The 20,048-nt window shown below is 58.5% G+C and carries 14 protein-coding genes; 4 read left to right on the plus strand and 10 right to left on the minus strand.

Annotated features, from left to right (window positions below; translation table 11 throughout):
- Nucleotides 1-135: 135 nt before the first annotated feature.
- The 6 genes from AO242_RS17995 to AO242_RS18020 all read right to left on the minus strand — a co-directional run bounded on the left by AO242_RS17995 (nt 136) and on the right by AO242_RS18020 (nt 9,890).
- Nucleotides 136-2,550 (minus strand): TonB-dependent siderophore receptor, encoded by a 2,415-nt coding sequence (locus AO242_RS17995; protein WP_257153459.1) that lies wholly within the window; start codon nt 2,548-2,550, stop codon nt 136-138.
- Between the two features lie 196 nt (nt 2,551-2,746).
- Complete coding sequence (locus AO242_RS18000) at nt 2,747-3,712, minus strand: FecR family protein (RefSeq protein WP_099269786.1); 966 nt, start codon at nt 3,710-3,712, stop codon at nt 2,747-2,749.
- A 112-nt stretch (nt 3,713-3,824) separates the two neighbouring features.
- Complete coding sequence (locus tag AO242_RS18005) at nt 3,825-4,322, minus strand: RNA polymerase sigma factor (RefSeq protein ID WP_099269787.1); 498 nt, start codon at nt 4,320-4,322, stop codon at nt 3,825-3,827.
- A 562-nt stretch (nt 4,323-4,884) separates the two neighbouring features.
- On the minus strand, nt 4,885-7,911 hold the full coding sequence (locus tag AO242_RS18010; protein ID WP_099269876.1) for a PAS domain-containing hybrid sensor histidine kinase/response regulator: 3,027 nt from the start codon (nt 7,909-7,911) through the stop codon (nt 4,885-4,887).
- Between the two features lie 310 nt (nt 7,912-8,221).
- On the minus strand, nt 8,222-8,557 hold the full coding sequence (locus AO242_RS18015) for a hypothetical protein (protein ID WP_027899264.1): 336 nt from the start codon (nt 8,555-8,557) through the stop codon (nt 8,222-8,224).
- A gap of 163 nt (nt 8,558-8,720) precedes the next feature.
- On the minus strand, nt 8,721-9,890 hold the full coding sequence (locus AO242_RS18020; RefSeq protein ID WP_099269788.1) for a GGDEF domain-containing protein: 1,170 nt from the start codon (nt 9,888-9,890) through the stop codon (nt 8,721-8,723).
- Nucleotides 9,891-10,111: 221 nt separating this feature from the next.
- Between AO242_RS18020 and AO242_RS18025 the strand changes: the two genes are divergently transcribed.
- Complete coding sequence (locus tag AO242_RS18025; protein WP_027899262.1) at nt 10,112-10,324, plus strand: DUF2945 domain-containing protein; 213 nt, start codon at nt 10,112-10,114, stop codon at nt 10,322-10,324.
- 42 nt (nt 10,325-10,366) lie between these two features.
- Here AO242_RS18025 and AO242_RS18030 read toward each other — a convergent pair whose 3' ends face one another.
- Nucleotides 10,367-11,584: an MFS transporter gene (locus tag AO242_RS18030; protein ID WP_306475056.1), complete on the minus strand. Its 1,218-nt coding sequence runs from the start codon at nt 11,582-11,584 to the stop codon at nt 10,367-10,369.
- A 275-nt stretch (nt 11,585-11,859) separates the two neighbouring features.
- Entirely contained in the window at nt 11,860-12,756 is an 897-nt protein-coding gene (locus AO242_RS18035; protein WP_099269789.1) for a hypothetical protein, read from the minus strand.
- Nucleotides 12,757-12,914: 158 nt separating this feature from the next.
- On the opposite strand from AO242_RS18035, the gene AO242_RS18040 reads away from it, so the two are divergent.
- Both AO242_RS18040 and AO242_RS18045 read left to right on the plus strand, forming a co-directional pair.
- The gene (locus AO242_RS18040; protein ID WP_099269790.1) at nt 12,915-13,448 is read left to right on the plus strand and encodes a DinB family protein; all 534 of its coding nucleotides are present in this window, start codon (nt 12,915-12,917) and stop codon (nt 13,446-13,448) included.
- A gap of 213 nt (nt 13,449-13,661) precedes the next feature.
- The gene (locus AO242_RS18045; RefSeq protein ID WP_099269791.1) at nt 13,662-14,708 is read left to right on the plus strand and encodes a diguanylate cyclase domain-containing protein; all 1,047 of its coding nucleotides are present in this window, start codon (nt 13,662-13,664) and stop codon (nt 14,706-14,708) included.
- A 422-nt stretch (nt 14,709-15,130) separates the two neighbouring features.
- Here AO242_RS18045 and AO242_RS18050 read toward each other — a convergent pair whose 3' ends face one another.
- Together AO242_RS18050 and AO242_RS18055 are read right to left on the minus strand one after the other, a co-directional pair.
- The gene (locus tag AO242_RS18050) at nt 15,131-16,813 is read right to left on the minus strand and encodes an acid phosphatase (RefSeq protein ID WP_099269792.1); all 1,683 of its coding nucleotides are present in this window, start codon (nt 16,811-16,813) and stop codon (nt 15,131-15,133) included.
- 110 nt (nt 16,814-16,923) lie between these two features.
- On the minus strand, nt 16,924-17,637 hold the full coding sequence (locus AO242_RS18055; protein ID WP_231666655.1) for a substrate-binding periplasmic protein: 714 nt from the start codon (nt 17,635-17,637) through the stop codon (nt 16,924-16,926).
- Between the two features lie 213 nt (nt 17,638-17,850).
- On the opposite strand from AO242_RS18055, the gene dnaX reads away from it, so the two are divergent.
- Nucleotides 17,851-20,010, plus strand: coding sequence for a DNA polymerase III subunit gamma/tau (gene dnaX, locus AO242_RS18060; RefSeq protein WP_099269794.1), 2,160 nt, complete (start codon nt 17,851-17,853; stop codon nt 20,008-20,010).
- Nucleotides 20,011-20,048 lie beyond the last annotated feature (38 nt).

Here is a 20,048-nt window from a genome sequence, read left to right on the forward strand (position 1 = left end):
TTGCAAACTCCTGTAGGAGCTGCCGAAGGCTGCGATGGCGATACTCCTGACGCACCGCTATCGCAGCCTTCGGCAGCTCCTACAAATCTGTGTTTGCTTCGCGACAGCCGCGATTCTCAAATAGTCAACGTCAGCTCAATACTTCCAGGTCACCGACGCCGTCAGGTTGCGCGGTGCGCCGTAGTTGGTTGAGCCAGCAGCCTGATACAGCGACAACAGGTATTTCTGATCGGTGACGTTGTTCATGTTCAACGACGTGCTCCAGTGATCATCGAAGTCATAGCTGGCCATCAGGTCGACCAGCGCGTAGGCGTCTTGCCGAACGTTGCTGTTGGTGTCGACTTCAGTCCCGCTTTGCCACTGGATGCGAGTCCCGACCCTGGCCTGAGGCAGGGCTGGCAGGCGGTAGGTCAAGCTGCCGCGCACGGTATGAGTGGGGATGTACTTGCGCGCCTCGTCGCCATTGGCGTCTTCGATTCGCACGAAGGTATAACCGCCCGTCAGTTCCAGACCGGGCAATGCTTCACCGGAGGCTTCCAGTTCCACGCCGCGGCTTTTGAAGTCGGCGCCTCGGTACACAAATTGACTGCCTTGTATTCCGGCGTACTCAGCGACGTTTTGTTGGTCGGTCTTGAACACGGCAGCCGTTACCGTCAGCCGCTCGTCGAGCAGACGGCCCTTCACGCCAACTTCAGTGCTTTTGCCTTCAAGTGGCTGCAGCACTCCGCCACTCACACTGAGGGAGTACTGAGGTTTGAAGATCTCGGTCCAGCTGGTGTACAGACTCCACTGAGGGGTGAGGTCATAGACCAGACCGGTGTAAGGCGTCACCTTGCCGTGTACGCGGGTATTGTGTGGCGAGCCATAGCCCAGGCCATCACCGTCAGCACTGAGCATGCGTGCGCCGGCGATCCAGTGCAGGTCATCGGCAACGCTGAAGCGCGCGCCGGCGAACAGGCTTTTCTGGGTATCAGTGAAGAGTTGGGTATTGAGGTCATTAGTGAAGTTAAAAGGCGGTTGCACAACGTTCCCGTCCAGCGCGTCCTCAAGGCTGGTTTTGATGAAGCCGGAAGCGTCCAGGTAGTGGCCGCGCTCCTTGTGATGGGTGCGGCCGTAATTGGCGCCTACGGTCAGTTGGTGCTCGCGCCCCAACAGGCTGAAAGGCCCGGACAACTGAGCCTCTCCAATGACCTGATGTTCAGTGCTGGTGGTCCGGTTGACGTAGGCAGAAATGTCAGTGGCTGCCGGTATGGCGTACAGCATCTTGGTGTCCTGATGCTGACTGACTCCGGTCAGGGTGATCTTGCTGGCCCAGCCGTTATCGAAGTCGTGGGTCAGCTCGGCGAAGGCACGTTTGGTGTGGATGTTCCAATAGGTCCAGTCCTGGCCAACGCTGGAGCTGCGGCTGCTGTAGTGAATACGATTGCCTGCGAAGTCGGCAATGGGCAGGGCGCCCCATGTGCTGCCGTTTGAGTAGCTGTCTTGCTGGGAGAACCCCACGGTCAACGTGTCGGCGTCGGACAGATCAAAAGCCAGCAGGCCTGCTGCCACGTTGACTTCATGGCTATAGCGGTCGAGGTAGGAGTTGCCTTTGTCGTGTGCCGTGATGAATCGTCCGCGCACGTTACCGCTGTCCGTTAGCGGGCCGGAAACATCCAGGCCCAGTCGACGGTTGTCCCAAGAACCGGCACTGGCATCGACTTTCGCCTGGAATGTATCGGTAGGCCGCTTGCGAACGAAATTGACGGTAGCCGACGGGTTGCCTGCACCACTCATGAGTCCGTTGGCGCCATGCAGCACGTCGATTTGTTCGAACTCGGTCATGTCCTGATCACCGAGCAGCACACCGCCAGAAAACGGCATGCCCATGCCATCGTATTCGAAGTTATCGATGGTGAAGCCGCGCGAGGTGAAGGCCGTGCGATCAGTCTCGAACTGTTCGACGGTGACCGAGGGCGCGCTGCGCAGGGCTTCTTTCACACTGTTGAGTTGGAAATCGTCCATTTGCTCGCGAGTGACGACAGTCACCGCTTGCGGAGTCTCCCTGTCGCTCAGGCCCAAGCGGGTAGTGCTGGAGACGGGTTTACCCTGATAGCCGAAACTCTGGATGCTGTCCGGGGTGATGCGGTATTGAATCTGCGTGGCGGGCAGGTTCATTGCGTTGGTGATCTTCGCCTGGGCGACCGGCACCAGATAGACCGTCATCGCGTCTGTGCGGGAAAAGCTGTAGCCGCTGCCTTGCAGCAACCCGGCCAGGCCTTCTTCCGCCGAGTACGAACCTACCACCGCATTACTGCGCAGACTCGCATCAAGGTCGCCATCCAGCAGCACGTTTTGCCCGGTTTGCTGGCTGAACACTAACAAAGCCTGGCGTAACTGCTGAGCGGGAATATTCAGTGACAGCTTGTCGACGGAGCTGCCAGCAGCATTACCTTGTGCCGCATGTGCCTGAATGGCTCCAACCAGCAGCGTGCAGGCAAGTACCGCGCCGTGGGCGCCAAGTCGCCATTGCATGCCGGTTTTACGCCCAGGAGTGTGGTGCTTTGCCATTCAGGTTGTTCCCTATGAGATGCGCATGGATATGCGAACAGCTATCAGTCACATCTAAGACGGATGACCTTTGGCAATACCTGAAGGTGTTTTGAAATATTTGTAGCGGGTGTCTGATGAAGGTCGAGGTTGGGGGTTGGAAAACTTCGTGGGACTTGGTTTAGCCGGAAGAATGCCTCGCGGCTGTCTTTGACGATCATGCGGCGTGAATGATGGTCACAAGGTCGGTGTAGCTCGTGATCCTCACTGCCAGGGCCTTGGAAAGCACATCCAGCATCTGGTCAGGTCGATTCAGGTTGAGAATCAGACTGACCCGTCGCGCCGCCAGTTGCGGGTCCGCGATGAATATTCTGCCTTCTCGCCAGCGTTGAAGTTCGCTGACGACCGCGCTCAGCGGTTTGTCGAAGAACACCAGTCGACCATTGCGCCAGGCGAGCACCTGATCCAGCTCCGCGTGCTGGATCTCCTCCGCCCGATTGGCACTGAAACGCAATGAAAGGCCTTCTCCCAGGTCGGTTTGCTGGCTCGCGGTAACCACGCGTACGGTGCCTCGACTCACGGTCAGCAACGTGTTCTCACTGTCGCATGACAGGCAGAACTCGCCGTTGTTGGCCAGTACCCGACCGGCTTCTGTGTTGATCGAAAGCTCGCCGACAGCGGCTGGCACAACGTTGAAAAATACTTCGCCCTGCAGCAGTTCCACGGCCCGTTGTGTGGAGGAAAAGTCGATGTTCAGCGCGGTGTTGCCGGCGAGTTCAACCGTAGACCCATCGGCCAGACGTACCGTGCGCCGTTCACCCACGGCGGTCCGCAAGTCCGCAAACGGTGACCCGATGCCCTTCAGCCAGAGCGTCGTTGCACTCGCTGTGACGGCGACAGCGCATGCCGCTACACCCAATCCGACAAAGCGACGCCGGGATAACTGAGTGCCGACCGCAGGAGCTGGCGGTTTAGCTACAAGGGCTGACGCTGCCCACAGTTTTTCAAGTCGGGCATACGCCTGAGCATGCAGGGGATCAGCGTCGAGCCATGCTGCCAGCGCTTCGTGCTCGGCCGGAGTCGCTGATCCGCCGTGCATCAGCGCAAACCACACGCTGGCCTGATGGCTCACGTCATCAGGCTGCGCAGCGGAGGGGTGAAGAATCGGAGGTTCAGCGCTCATAGGGCAATCAATTCAGGGTGGGCGGGTGCTGTCGGCGCAGTGTAATCCAGCACGCCTGCACTCGTCCGCTGCCGGCTTGCCAGGTTGCCTGGTTTCAGTCGAGTAAAGGGGCTCACTCGGGCATCCCGAGTTTCAACAAATCCAGGGCTCTGACCATTCGACTGAAGGCGGTTTTCGAGGAGATCCCGAGGCGTTCGCCAATCTCTACATAGGTCAGGCCTTCGACCCGCACCATCAGGAACACCTCACGACAGGGTTCCGGCATGTTCTGAATCACTTCATTGAGTGCCGACAGTTGTTGATTGGCAATGGCCGCCTGCTCCAGCGTCGGGGTTCGCTGTTCGGCTTCGCTCATGTCCTGCAGATCCAGCGGCTCGCCTTTGCGATGCTCCTGCCGTCGGGTGTGATCGATAAACAGGTTACGGGCACTGGAGAACAGGTAGGCGCGAAAGTTTTCGATGCGTGTCCGGCCCATCTGCTCTGACAGGCGGATGAAGGTGTCCTGCGTCAGGTCGGCAGCGGTCTCTTTGCAGCGCAAGCGACGATCCAGATAAGCCTGAATTTCTCCGCGATGGGCGAGATATAACGCCTTGAGATCTGAGCCGGACATGAGGCCACCTTAACTGGCATGGAAGCAAGCGCGGCAAAATATCACAAACGAGAATCATTTGCGATAGTGAGGTTTATTGGTTGCTTGCCAGGCAGGCGCCTCGGTCCGTCAGGCACGCCGCGTTACCGTTCTTCGCGGGCAAGCCCGGCTCCAACAGGGATCAGCGGTATCTGTTGGAGCGTTGCTTGGTCTGGGCGGCACTCCGACGAAGCAGGCACCTCGGTCTGCCTGGCAAACCGCGTTACCGTTTTTCGCGGGCGAGCCCGGCTCCCACAGGATTGCGCAAGTCTATGGGGGAGGTTCTATGTTCGCCTGCAAGCGTCGATCCCGGTGGGAGCGAATTCATTCGCGAAGAGGCCGGTGAATGCGCAGCCTTTGTATCGACTAAATACAGCCTTCCCGAATGAATTCGGTCCCACCGGTCCTGCATGAGCTTGAGATGTTACCAACTTGGGGAGTAATGCTTGCCTGCGATACAGGCGCCTCGGTCTGTCAGGCACACCGAGTTATCGTTCTTCGCGGGCAAGCCCGGCTCCCACATGGATCAGTGGGGTGCTTTTTGCTACGACCGGATCAGCTCCCGCACTCGGGAGGTGAGGGTGTCGATGGCGAAGGGTTTTGTCAGTACTTGCATCCCCGGGCCGAGTTGTTCGTCGCCGATGGCAGCATTTTCGGCGTAGCCGGTGATGAACAGGGTTTTCAGCGTGGGCCTGACTTCCCGGCCCGCGTCAGCCATCTGCCGACCGTTCATGCCGCCCGGTAGCCCTACGTCGGTGATCAGCAGGTCGATGTGTACGTCGGAACGCAGCACTTTGAGCCCGGCGACGCTGTCACCGGCCTCGATCACGCGGTAGTTGAGATCGCTGAGGACGTCCATCAACAGCATGCGCACCGTCGGCTCGTCATCCACGATCAGAATGGTTTCGCCAGAGTCCGCTGGCGCAACCGATGTCTTGTCCGACTCGCCTGGATCTTCAGTGGCTTCACCGTCGTAACGGGGTAGGTAAATGCTGATTTTTGTACCCACACCGACCTGCGAATGGATGCGCACCTGTCCGCCCGATTGCTTGGCGAACCCATAAATCATGGACAGGCCAAGACCCGTACCCTGGCCAATCGGCTTGGTGGTAAAGAACGGGTCGAAGGCTTTTGCGATGACTTCAGGCGTCATTCCAGTGCCGGTGTCCGTGACACTCAGCGCCAGATACTCGCCTTCGCGCATTTCGTGAGTGCTGGCCGCGTCACGACCCATGCACAGGTTCTCGGTCTCAATCGTGATGCGTCCGCCCTCCGGCATGGCATCACGGGCATTGATACACAGATTCAGCAGGGCATTTTCCAGTTGGCTGCTGTCAACCAGCGTTGGCCAGACATCCTCTTTGCCTGCAAATTGCACGGCGATGCTCGGGCCCACCGTGCGCTGGATGAGTTCACCCATGCCCACCGTCAAGGCATTCACGTTGGTTGGCCGCGGATCGAGTGTTTGCCGACGGGAGAAGGCCAGAAGGCGATGAGTCAACGCAGCGGCGCGTTTTGCAGCTCCCTGTGCCGTGCTGATGTATTTCTCGGTTTCGGTCCAGCGGCCCTGAGCGATTCTCGAGCTCATCAGCTCAAGGGCACCGGAGATACCGGCCAGCAGGTTATTGAAATCATGCGCCAGCCCGCCCGTCAGTTGGCCGACTGCTTCCATTTTCTGCGACTGACGCAGTTTCTCTTCCGCCTGCATCAGCTCGACGGTTCGCTCAGCGACACGTAGCTCCAGTGTTTCGTTGAGTGCACGCAACGCGGCAGTCGCCCGGTCACGTTCGGCTTCGATGGAGCGCCGGCTTTCTACGTCGATGACCACGCCCGGCAAGCTTGCCGGGCTGCCGTCCGCTGCCAGATCGACCCGTCCGTTGGCTTCGATCCAGTAATATTTACCATCGGCGCGCCGCACGCGGCACTGGTGAACGTAGGCACCACCCCTGGCCAACGCCGTGCGGATTGCTTCCTCATGACTGCTCAAGTCTTCTGGATGAACCGAGTCAGTCACTTGCGCGATGCTCAGCCCTTCAAGCCCCAGCTCCGGGTCAAGTCCAAAGGCATGTGAGAAGCCTTCGTCGATGGTGATGCGGTCGTTAGGTACGTCCCAGTGCCATGTGCCGATAATCGCGCCGGCCGCCAGTGCCAGTTGCACACGCTCCACGTTTTGCCGGGCAATCGCTTCGCTGACCCGCAAGCGTTCCTGCGCGTTGCGCCTCTCCGTGACGTCGCTGAAGATAATCGCGATCTGTCTGTCGGCCAGGTCCCCCACGCTGACGGCCCGCACGTCAAACCAGCGCTTGAAAGCTTCGGCATAGTTTTCGAACGTGGCCGGTTCCCCGGTCTTGGCAACATGCCCGTAGGTCTCGAACCAGAAGCGCTCCAGATCCGGAGCGAATTCAGTCACCCATTTGCCGCGCAGGTTGACCCCGGCCTGACGTTCGAAAGCGGGGTTGGCCTCGACGAAGCGGTAGTCGATCGGCTGGTCGTCGGCATCAAACTTGACCTGGACAATCGCGAACGCTGACTCAATCGTTTCCAGAATGGTTCTGAATCGGTCTTCACTTCGACGCAAGGCGTTTTCTGCAGTGCGCATCCGGGACAGGTCGAGCATTGCGCCGATCATCCGTACGGCCTGGCCTTCGGCGTTGCGTATCACATGCCCGCGATCCAGGACATCGGCGTAGGAGCCATTCTGACGACGGAAGCGGTAACTCTCAGTCCAGGCACAGTCGGTGCCATCGATCAGAGCATGGATAGAGTCGTGGATACGTACCCTGTCATCCTGATGAATCTGGGCGATCCACCACTCACCGGTGGTCTCGATAGTGGCCAGGGGGTGACCATAAGCTTCTTCCAGTGCTTCGTTCCACAGCACTTCGTTGGCGAGCAGATCCCAGTCCCAGATGGCATCGTTGGTCGCTTTAGCCGCCAGTCGATACCGCTCCTGGGTTTCTTCTATCGCCAGGCCTGCCATGTGCTCGTTGGTGCGGTCGCGCAAAATCTTGACGAAGCCAAGGTGGGCGTTGTCATCGTCATACAGCGGCATCATCTCGCCGGATGCCCAGAACTTTTTATGACCCTTGCGCAGATGCCACCGCTCATCCAGGGCCCGCCCGTCCTTTAGGGCGTAGCGCATTTCGCGCTCTATCTGGCCGCTGGCGCGGTCTGCCGGGGTGAAGAAACGTTCAGCTGTCTGGCCCAGCATTTCGTCGCTGGTCCAGCCCAACACCAGTTCGGCACCAGGGTTCCAGTCGGTGATGATCCCGTCCGGACTGGTCACGATCATCGCGATGTCGATGGCGCTTTCGAAGATCGCCTGCTGGCGCGTTTCGCTGCTGGCGAGCGCGGTGGGGCTGTCCTGCACTGAGGATGCTGCACTCGCTGCTGTGTCGCTGGCAGGTTCGGCGGGGCTGCAATTAATCGGCATTTCAACGGGATGCTGTGGATTGACTCCAGCGTCCTCAAGGACTTTGCGCAGGCGCACGACTTCAGCCTCAAGCTCTTCGCGAGTCAGATCTTTCAAAGCATTTCCCACGTTGGCATTGTTGCTCCTTGATGACCGCATCAGGTCAGAAATACCGGGTTCGCGCACGCACGAATCCTCTGTAGCGCAGCTGGCTATCCCGATTCTCTCTAATAAACAAAGGCGTTGATCAGGTCGTTAACGCGTTTATGACTTGTCCACATTGAAGTCGGTTCCAACGGTACGTTGAATCGCGGGCTAAAACGGGCCGTCGGGCGCGGGCGTATCTGACTGAATTCAGGTCACAGAAACAACAACGCCGCTTTCTCGTTATCGAGACAAGCGGCGTTTTCTTTAGACGAGCAGTCTTGTGACATCGCTCGTTTATTCAACTGAAGATCACAGTGTGCTGTTACTGCGCGGTTTTCAGCTTGATGACATCACCGGAGATAGTGGTGGTGTAACCACTCAGAACCCAGGCCCAGAACCAGTTTTCCTGAACTTGAGTGTTGATCATCGCGTCACCGCCTTTAGCGTCGATGGCGGATTTCTGGGCACGGACGAAGCGGCTGTTCTGACGGATCGGGATAATACCGAACAACATAAGGCCAGTAGCGCTTGCTTCGCTGTGACCCAGAACGGTGTATTGGTTGCTGTCGTAGTGCGGGGATTTGATCGCGGTGCCGGTGCAGCCTGCCAGGGCAAGACCAAGAACTGCGGACGCGGCAACTTTGCTGATGTACTTCACTGGTGAAAACTCCATAGCGGAAAACCCGGGATCCAATTTCTCGGGGGCGACACTTTAACCGCACTTCCTACAGATTGAAACGATGCTTCCTACAAGGGTTAGCGCTATGTCATGCATCGCTGCGTGGGGATAGAGCGTAATGCAAAGTTGCGGATCCGGATGGTTAATGTGCCTGGGCTGAATCGTTACGCGTGTCGACCACGCGAATGCTGTCGCGCCCCTCACGTTTGGAGGTGTAAAGCGCCGCATCACCCTGTTCGATCAATGCCGCCAGGCTGGCAGGAGGGTGCTCGAAGAGGTTGGCACCGATACTCAGGGTAACCGCCTGAGGCGTGATGAAAGTTTGTGAGGTGGTTGTGTGAAACTGGCCGCGCAGCTCATTGCCGAGCGCCAGCACCGTCTCGCGAGAGGCGTTACTCAACAAAATGACGAACTCATCACCGCCCAGTCGTGCCGCCAGCGCGCCTTCGGGCAGAACTGAGCGGACCATCTCGCTCAGGGTGACCAGCAATCGGTCGCCTGCATTGTGCCCGAACAGGTCGTTGACCAGTTTGAAGTTGTCGATATCAATCAGCAGCAGAGCGCCGGGTCGAGCGCTTGTCACCTGATCGAGCAGGCGCGGAGCCCGGACTTCAAGTGCCCGGCGGTTATACAGCGCCGTCAATGGATCTCGGGCGGCCAGCCGGGCGATACGCTTTTCTCGCCGGTAGCGTTCGGTTCCGGTCATGGAAAGTGCAATCAGCATGATTGCCATGGCGCCTTCAACGAGTGAAATCTGAATGATCTCGCCACGAAACGCGGCGAGGTCGATCAATGTGCCCGGCAATACTGCCGGTATCGCCTTGGCAATATAGAAAAGGCCATGAACCATTAGCACGTAACGTAGCTGAACGGCTCCGATACTCAGCGAGCTGCCATGGGGACGCAGGAGGGCGCTGGCTCTCAACGTCAACAGGGCTACCAGCAGAGAGTTGACCACCAGCATGACTTTCGACCACGACGGATCGGCTGGCAGTAGAAGCAGTACAAGCCAGGCCACGGGAATCAGGTACCAGGTCCGTGATAGACGCGTTTCCGTAAAACGTGCCACACCTAATAAAAACAGGGCGTGGGCCGCCACCAAGAGGCCGTTTGCCACCCATATGCCGATCAGCAAAAAACCGCTCGCGCGCAATAAGGCGAGGGTTGATCCTACGCTGATCGTTGCGAAACCGGCACTCCAGAACAGGAGTGAAGACTCACGCACAGTGCGCCACTCGACTGCCAGATAGAGTGAGGCCGCTGCGGCGAGTGCGATGGTGAGGACCAGCAGCGTGGGTGGATCGAGCGACATGAATCGGTGGGCCTTTCTGATGTTGGATAAGGGCATGATTGTATGCGTTTGCGCAGATATTTCAGAGCGCCGGATACAACATTTCTGCGAGGCAAAAACCATCGGTGCGATAAAAGTGAATTTCTCTGTCGGCGCTGGCTCGATAAGTAACGGCACTGCCTGAGTAATCCGATAACCCCTATCTTTTCTGCGGCGAGAGCTTTTATTGCCAGGAGTATTCGATGACCACATCATTCAAGACAGGCGACGCCGTGCGCTGGAACTCCGAAGCAGGTGAGATCCATGGCAAAGTGACCAGGATCCACACAAAAGACGTGGAGTTCATGGGCAAACACCGACCGGCCTCGAAAGATGATCCTCAATATGAGGTCAAGAGTGACAAGACCGGGCATCTGGCGATGCATCACGGCGGGGCATTGCATCGAGCTCGATGAATCAGCCGTCGCGCATTGCGACGACTTGCACACCAAGGGGTGTTACGCGCAAGACCTGGCAGCACTGCGCGCCGCCAGTGGCCGCGCCAGGCTGAGCAGCCCCAGCAACGCCAGTGCTGCGCCGACCCACAGCGGAGCACGCAGGCCATAGCCTGCATCAATGGCAGTGCCTCCAGCCCAACTGCCGAATGCAAGCCCGGCGGTTATCACCGAGGTGTGCAGTGTGTTGACCAGCGCGCCGGGCTCAGCGGCCTTCATCACACGTGCGACCATTGCCGGGTTGAGCGCCACGCCTGTCAGGCCCAGCAGGATGAAGCAGGTCAGGTTCAGCCAGAGGTGATCGCCCGCCAGCGCGAAGCCCGTCAACGCGAGCACCAGCAAAAGCAGACCCCAGCCGAGGGCCTGAAAGGTGTATCGGTCCGCGATGCGCCCGACGATCATGTTGCCCAGCAGATTAGCCAGGCCATACAAGGCCAGCATCGGGGCGACATGAGCCGGCTCCAGACCCACTTCCTGAATCAGGATCGGAGTGCAATAACTGAAGGCTGCAAAAGTTGCACCGATAATCAGGCCGCTGGTGACGTAAGCGCCCCATAGGCTCGGGTTTTTCAGTGTGGCCCACTGTCGGCTTAGCGCCGGTTCGCTGCCTGCTTCACTGGTCGGCAGGCGCGCCGCCGCAAGGGCACTACAGATCAGCGCCAGGCCTACGACCAGCCAGGAGCTGGCACGCCAGCCATAATGGTGCTCGACCCAGGCAGTCATCGGAACCCCTGCGACCGGGGACAGCATCAGGCCCGCGAGCACCACCGACACGGCGCGACCTCGAACTTCGCGCGCGACCATTCCTGCACACACCGTGAGGCATAGCCCGATGCACGCGGCGCTTGCCACGCCCATCAGGATTCGCGCAAAGGCCAGTACGGGGTAGCTTGTCGCTATTGCGGCCAGAATCCCGGCGGCTACATAGACCGCCAGCAGTCCAACCAGCGCACGCTTGTTGCTGATGCCCCGGCTGAGCAGTAATACCGTGACAGGAGGCCCGCCCAATGCCATGCCCAGGGCATAGAAGGCGATGAGGTTGCCTACTTGCGCCAGGCCGACCGAAAAGGCATCGGCCAGCGCAGGCATCATCCCGGCAACCATGAATTCTGCGGTCACCAGGGAGAAAATCGTCAACGCCAGCAGGTAGACGTCAGGCGGTAGTTTGGAGCGGTGGGTCATGCTGGTCATATCGGTTGCAGGTATCTCGGTCTTGAACAAGGCCCGCTACCCTAGGCAGAGTTGATCAAATGGTCAAATAACTGTTGGGTATAGCGCCTGCCTTGCAGACGGCCAGAAGCGGCCCATGAAGCCGCGCGGTGGCTCATCAAACAACATGCAAGCCATTGGACTGAAATGCATTTTCTGTAGGAGCTGCCGAAGGCTGCGATGCGTTTCTCCTGATACACCGCGATCGCAGCCTTCGGCAGCTCCTACAGATCCTGTGTTTAAAGTGCGACAGCCAAATCAGGTGTTCAGGTTCTTACTTGAGTTGATCAACTAGCGTTTTTGCTTTCAGCAGCGCTCAACACGCCTTTCAACAGCAGATGCTCAACTTCCGGCGTTCGCTGATTGACTGCCCCCAGATACTCGATAAGTTCAGCTGCACGGCTGCCACGCAAGCCAGCCGTGGTGATCTCGCCGTCGCGCACGTAGGTGTAGAGCCCGGAGACCGCGAAGGCTTTGAGCTGGGCGATGTGTTCAGATTGCGCTGCCAGGGTGGCCTGAAACACCGGGCTCTCGAAGAAACGACGTCGGGCCAGTGGGCTCTCGAAGGCTATTTCCATCACCACTAGTTCTGCGCGGGCGGTGTCGGCGTGATGCGCGACATTGGGGGCAGGGGGATGCATGCCATCGTTGTTGAACGGGTGATTCAGGTGCAGGCGTAACTTCAAGACTTCTTCCGCACCGGCCAACACCTTGGCCAGATCATTGGCAATGTATTCATGCAACGTGGCAAGGCTGGTGCGCGGGCTGAAATGCACGTGAATGCGGTCAAATCTGTCAGTGCCGTTAAATTTTTCGTCGTTCAGGCGATTGACCACGGTTGCCGAACCGTCTGGCAGGTCGTAGGCCAGGGTTTCCTCGAACATGTTCTGTTCGTCCGAGAACAGTATCGGGCAGACGGCCTGGAACTGTTTTTGATCTTGGGCGGAGGCGAATCCGATTTCGACGCCGCCATCCAGCTCGTAGTCGCCTATCTCTTTAATGCCATCGGCCAACGGCCACAGGTGAGCGTCCTGATTGCGGGAAAAGTGATGCTGAATATACAAGCCAAGTCCCGGTAGCCGGGAGCAGAGCGGGCCATGCACGTCACGCCAATAGGTGGCGAAAATGTCGTGGGGAACGCGCTCGCGTCGTTTTACTGTGGTGTAGCTGTTGATCTCAATCATGACCTGACCTTTAAGCGGGGAAGTTATCGGCATGAAGTTGAGAGTGGGAGGGTGTCGAGTCGTTCGGTTTTTCTGACGGTGGATTCAGCAAGTTGGCGCGCACATCCTTCAGAACTGGCAAACTTGCAGGCATCACCCGATAGCCTGGAGCTTTTGCCTTGACCCGCCTTGATCATCTCCAGTTGATGGCCAGATACAATCTCTGGATGAACGACAAGCTGTATTTCGCTGCTGCGAGCTTGCCGGCGGAAGCGTTGAGCGCAAACCGCAATGCATTCTTCGGTTCAATTCTGGGAACATTGAACCATCTGCTGGTGGCAGACACCATTTGGCTCAAGCGCTTCGCGCGGCACCCGGCAGGGTTTCCAGCGCTGGATAGAGTGTGTGGTTTACGTAATCCTCAGGCCCTGAACGAGCAGGTGTTCAACAACCTGGCAGAACTGACCTTACAGCGCAGATGGATTGATCAGGCCATCATCGAGTGGGCCACAGAGCTGCAAGAGGGTGATCTGGACGTTGTGCTGCACTACACCAATACCGCCGGGATTGCGGCAGCGCGAGATTTCTATGGCTTGCTGATCCACTTCTTCAATCATCAGACCCATCATCGGGGGCAGGCGACCACGTTGCTGACGCAGGCCGGACTCGATGTCGGCTCAACGGATCTGCTCTCGTTGATTGTGGATAGCTAGGTTGTTCATCTGCACGAAAACGGCATGAGGCGCCAGGCTTGGGGAACTCAATGTGCCATCATGTGCTCGTAGTACCGGAACCCACACAGGCCCTCTCTGTGACCGACATCAAGCCCACTTGATGTCCGCCGATAACCTGACATAAATACAATGCTGATTCGCTCCTCGCCAGACTGCTGCGGCTGCGATGCATCACCCCACTGAGGCTGCTTCATGAACACCCTATCGGCGAGTGACCGTGCGCAACTGTTGCGTGAAACCACCGCACAGTTCTGGCAGCACATCGTGCCCATCGTGCAGATTGCTTTTTGTATTCATCTCGTCCTGTTTGTCTTGTTCAGTGCGCTGAAAGTCCCTTTGCTGGCGGTGGGCAACGGCTTCAGCATTCTGGCGTATGTGGCGTGCCTCAGAGCCATCCGCGCCGGGCATTACAGCCTGGCTGGCATGCTGATGAGTGGAGAAATCATCCTTCACGCGTTGCTGGCGACCTGGGTGCTGGGCTGGAACAGTAATTTCTACTTCTACCTTTATTGCGTGATTCCGATCATCGCATTCAGTTTCCAGAGTGCGCGCCGGGTACGGCTGTTGCTTAACCTGGCAATTCTTGTGATATCGGTGGGCGGCTTCGCTCTACGTGGATACATGGGGATAAATTCTGGCGTGTCCCCGCAGCTACTGGATGTACTCGGCATCATCAATGTATTGACTGCGGTCGGTGTTTTATTACATGGCACCGCTCTGTCGGTACGCTTCACGCGGTCCATGCAACTGAGCCTGTTTCAGACCGCCAACCGCGACAGTCTGACCAACCTCTACACCCGACGCCGGGTGATGCTCGGTGTACGGCAGTTGGCCGACTCGGTGCCGTCAGCGATTATTCTGCTGGACGTCGACCACTTCAAACAGATCAACGACCGCCTGGGCCACGAGCAGGGTGACCTGATCCTTCAGCGGGTGGCTGACGCCATCAGCAGCAATGTGCGTGCGACAGATGTGGCGTCTCGCTGGGGCGGCGAGGAATTTCTGGTGTTGATGCCCGATGCCTCGGAACAGGCGGCGCAGGCCGTGGCTGATCGAATCCTGTCGCGCATCCGCGAATGGGTCGGGCAAGTGGATCAGGGGCCGCTGACCGTAACGGCAACCCTGGCTGTGAGCCAAATTCGTTCGGGAGAAAGCTTTGAAAGCGCCCTCAAGCGAGCGGATCAGGCGTTGTATCAGGGCAAGCAGCAGGGGCGTGATCAGGTGGTCCTGGCCGGGTGAGCGGTACGCGACCGTATGTTTGCCTGCAAGCTAGCTCTTGATCTTGTAGGACCGGCTTTAGCCGGGAGAGCGGCATGTCGCCAAAGAAAGTTTAGCGAACATTCGGACTTCCTCCCGGCTAAAGCGGAACGCCGCCCGGCCGGTCCTACGGAATAGCTCGGTCTATGTGGGAGCGAGGCTTGCCCGCGATAAGGGCGCCGCGGTTTATCAGATAGACCGCGATGCTTGTCTCGTCGGAATGCTGCCCAGACCAAGCCTCGCTCCCACAGGTTCTGGTGTGATCCTGCGATTTGCGAAGTGTCGTGGAGCGAATTCATTCGCGAAGGGGCCGGTACATCCGCAACTGATGTATCGCTTGAAATGCCGCCTTCCCGAATGAATTCGGTCCTACGGGTTAACGTACGTCGCCATGAATCAGCTCATCACGCGGGAAAGTGCAGCGCGTTGGTCAGATCGCCCATGGGCGTCTGCCCGCGAGCGGTCATCGCCTGATCGCGTTCCTTCAGACCATCAAGCTTTTCCAGCCCGTGAACCCGGGTGATCAGGCGCAGGATCGAGGCAGTATCGTAAACAGTGTGATCCACCGTGCCTTTACGGGCGAAAGGCGAGACTACCAATGCCGGAATGCGCGTGCCCGGCCCCCAGCGATCGCCTTGCGGTGGCGCTACGTGGTCCCACCAGCCGCCGTTTTCGTCCACCGTGATGACGATGACCATGTTTTCCCACTGCGGGCTGTTACGCAGCACCTTGATCACTCGGTCAATATGTCGATCACCAGCCGCGACGTCAGCGTATCCGGCGTGCATGTTCAGGTTGCCCTGAGGCTTGTAGAAGGTCACGGCAGGCAACTTGCCTGCTTCGGCATCGGCAAGGAATTTATTGCTGCTGACTTCATCGCCCAGCCCGCCATCGCGCAGGCGCTTTTTGCGCTCGGCCGGGTTTTGCGGGCCTTGCTGTACAAAGTAGTTGAACGGCTGATGGTGATACTGAAAGTTAGGGATCTTCGGGATGCCGGTAGAGTCCTTGAATTCATCCAACGTGACCTGCCAGGCACCCGCGTACCACGCCCAGTCGATGTCCTTTTTCGACAGCTTGTCGCCAATGTGCTCGTGAGTTTGCGGCACCAGCACGTTAGGCAGGTCAGGCTTGGAATAGTCCGGTTTTGCCGGATCACGCAGCCAGGTTGGCCAGAACGGCGGTGCCAGAGTGTTAACCGCAAAGCCATCGGGCGTTAGTGCGCTGGGGCCGAATTGCGGTGCGCCGGTCATGGCGCTGGCCGGGGACTGCTCCAGTGGCTTGAGGCGCGGATCTTTCGGGTTATCGCTCTGCAATTGGGCAATCTGTGATTTAGCCGCCGAGTTTGCAGCATTCGGGTAAATCGGCGCGGTGGCGGCAATCAGGTATTGGTGGTTGAGGAATGAGCCGCCAAAGGCACCCTGAAAGAAGTTGTCAAAGAGCACAAATTCCCTGGCAACGTCCCACAGACGCAACGAATACTGACTTTGTGCGTAGTAACCCATGGGCAGGCCGCCCGAATCGGCCCAGGCGACGAAGCGGTCATTCTTGCCGCCGTTGATCTGCATCTGGTTCTGATAGAACACATGCCACAGGTCCCGGGTCACGAGGCTCAGAGGCAAGTCTTCGCCGTTCATGCCTTTGAGCGGGAAGGGCGCATTCGGCAGGTTTTCCTGAAACTGCCCGCCAGCGGGATAACTCACTCCGTCAACCGTTTGTGGCCCCATTTGCAGAACGCCGCCCCAAGCCGGTGGCAGGGTCTTCAGCAATGAGCCATCCCGATCGCGCTGCTCATAGTCGGCGGGTTTCAGCGATGACAGCGGCTTTTCCACACCGGGAAAATTACCGAACAGATTATTGAAACTGCGGTTTTCGGCGTAGATCACCACGATGGTTTTGACGTTGTCGCGCAGTGCCTTATCAAGCGCCATACCGGTGAGAGGTGCGGCGGCAGGCGTTGATGCAGGTGGTTTTTCCTGAGCCGTTGCATAGCCGCTCAGTGTCATGCCGGCCCCTAATGCAGCCATGCCGCCCAGAAAGCGGCGGCGGCCAGGGTCGGTCTGCGAGTTATCGTCCGGTTTGTCGCTCATCGTGGATTACCTGCCCAGGATAAATGTTGCCAAATATTTCAGGCGAGCGTATCCATGCTATATGACGGTATTGCGACAGTGACTTATGCACGCTGGGTTGAGGGCTTTCTTCAAGTGCGTGGTGCTGTGTATCGATCAACGATTTGCTGGATTTCACCCGAGACCCTCATGCGTACCAGCGTGCGCAGAATTTTCTGCGTCGGCAGGCCTGGGTCATTACGGATGATGCAGCCGGCCGGCTGATCAGCGATCAGGGCGACGGATTTCAATTGTTCATCGGCGGGTAAGTCACGGTTGAGCCAGTCCAGCACCAGTTGGCTGGCTACTGCGTAGTGGTAGCGTCCCGCAACAAGTTTTCGCAGTGTCTGCTCCTGACTGCGGGCGTCCTCGCGAACCAGTTGGTGGTTATCGAACAGGTATTGCAGGTCGGGGTAGTTGTAGCCCAGCACGGTGCCAATGGTTTCGTTATCGAACTGTTCGGGGTAGGGCCCTGCGGCGGTTGCGGCGGAGGCGATCAGCAAGTCGCGCTGATAGAGGATCGGTAGACTCCAGAAGTAATCCCCCGAGAGATTCGGCACCCAGGCTTGTGCTGCATAGCAACGAATGTCGATTTCGCCACGCTCCAGCGCCCCCTGAACCCGTGGGCGCGGCATTACGCGGTATTCAGCTTCACGGCCTACCTGACGCGCGAGGCTTTGCATGATGTCGTACAGAATTCCGGATGTCGGTTGATGATTGTCCAGCTGGACCAGTGGCATCGACCAGCTGTCCGCTACCGAAAACCGCAGGGGCGGTTCTGTCGCCTCCACAGGCAAGGCAACCATCAGCAATAGCGTTACGAGACTGACGCGGATTCGTCGCATAGTAGGTCCCTCAACTACGAGCCATGTATAAAACGCTCTCTAAAGACCGGATTACGGCGTGTCTTCACATCCATTTGCACAGCTTAGTCAGAATAGAGGAGGACACCAGATGCAATTTTGCCCCTGCTCCGCTAGCATTAGCGGTCTTCCGCTTCCCAGTTGCGACGGTTTTCCATGAGTTATCAGGTTCTTGCACGTAAATGGCGTCCGCGCTCGTTCCGCGAAATGGTCGGCCAGACCCATGTGCTGAAGGCCCTGATCAATGCCCTGGACAGTCAGCGCCTGCACCATGCCTATCTATTCACCGGCACCCGGGGGGTGGGCAAGACCACTATCGCGCGGATTATCGCGAAGTGTCTGAACTGCGAAACAGGCATTACTTCGACGCCCTGTGGTACCTGTTCGGTGTGTCGCGAGATTGACGAAGGGCGCTTTGTCGACCTGATCGAGATCGACGCCGCAAGCCGCACCAAGGTCGAGGACACCCGCGAACTGCTGGATAACGTGCAATACGCCCCGAGCCGCGGGCGCTTCAAGGTCTACCTGATCGACGAAGTGCATATGCTTTCCAGCCACTCGTTCAACGCCCTGCTGAAGACGCTTGAAGAGCCGCCCCCGTACGTCAAATTCATCCTGGCGACCACTGATCCGCAAAAACTGCCCGCGACGATTTTGTCCCGATGCCTGCAGTTTTCCCTGAAAAACATGACGCCGGAGCGCGTGGTCGAGCATTTGACCCATGTGCTGGGCGTCGAAAATGTGCCTTTTGAAGACGACGCGCTGTGGTTGTTGGGGCGTGCCGCCGACGGCTCCATGCGCGATGCCATGAGCCTCACCGATCAGGCGATTGCCTTTGGCGAAGGCAAGGTCATGGCTACCGATGTACGTGCGATGCTCGGTACGCTGGATCACGGGCAGGTGTTCGATGTATTGACCGCCTTGATCGACGGCGATGCCCGCAGTTTGCTCGAAGCCGTCCGTCATCTGGCCGAACAGGGCCCTGACTGGAATGGCGTGTTGTCGGAAATCCTCAACGTGCTGCACCGCGTGGCGATTGCCCAGGCGCTGCCCGAAGGTGTCGATAACGGCCATGGCGACCGCGACCGGGTGCTTGCACTGGCTCAGGCATTGCCTGCCGAAGACGTACAGTTTTACTACCAGATGGGTTTGATCGGCCGACGCGATCTGCCATTGGCACCGGATCCGCGCGGCGGCTTCGAAATGGTCCTGCTGCGGATGTTGGCGTTCCGTCCCGCAGACAGCAGTGATGGCCCGAGGCAGCCGCTAAAGACAGTGGGAATCAACCCGGCCACAGTTGATTCCCCACAACAAGTGGCCGGTGCGACCCCTGTCGCGCCGGTAGCCGTTGCTCCCGTCCAGGCCGCCGCGCCTGTTGTTGCTGCGCCGGTCGCCGAGCCGATTGTCGAGGTTGAGTCGCAGGCAGTTGCGCCGATTCCTGTGCCTGCCGCTCGTGAACCTGGGCCGGTCGAAGAGGTTGACCTGCCGTGGAATGAGCCGCAAGCGTTGCCGCCGGTAGCCGAAGATCAACCCGAACCTGAGCCGAATACTACGCCTGCCCAGGAACTGGTCGCCGAGCCAGTACTGGACACCGTCGCTGAACAGCCGGAACTCACGCCGATGCCAGGTCCCGCGCCAGCCAGTCCGGTGCCGGATGCGCCGGAGGTTGAAGCGCCACAGCCTGAGGCCTTTGCCGAGCAGGCCGTGACGCCCGCAATGCTTGAAGCCATCCCCGATGCTTACGTGCCCGCGCCGATGGATCGCGATGACGAGCCGCCACCGGATGATGATTATGTTGAGCCGGATGTGGACATCGATCCCGCGTCCTATAGTTTCCTTGATGAACTGGCGCACGAAACCGTCACTGAAGAGGTCGAACCTGAACCGGCTCCGGCGGCCAAACCAGCGACGGGTCTGGCTGCTGAATGGCTGGACATGTTTAACAAGTTGCCGATTTCCGGGATGACCAGCAGCATTGCCTCCAACTGCACGCTGGTCGCGATGGACGGTGATGACTGGTTGCTGCACCTGGATCCGGGGCACAGTGCCTTGTTCAACGCAACCCAGTTGCGCCGTATCAACGATGGCCTGAATCAATTTACCGGGCGCACGATCAACCTCAAGATCGAGTTGATCAAGCCCGAGCAGGAAACCCCTGCGCAGGCGGCTTCGCGGTTGCGCGTGGAGCGTCAGCGGCAGGCAGAGGCGTCGATTCATGCTGATCCGTTCATCCAGCAGATGCTTGAACAGTTTGGCGCAGTGATCCGGGAGGATACGATTAAGCCCGTGGATGCCTCGGTAGCTCAGACTCATTAACTGACGGTGGGAGGCCGAATGGTTTCCTACCCGCTAAC

The organism is Pseudomonas sp. ICMP 561, assembly GCF_002699985.1.
GTDB lineage: Bacteria > Pseudomonadota > Gammaproteobacteria > Pseudomonadales > Pseudomonadaceae > Aquipseudomonas > Aquipseudomonas quasicaspiana.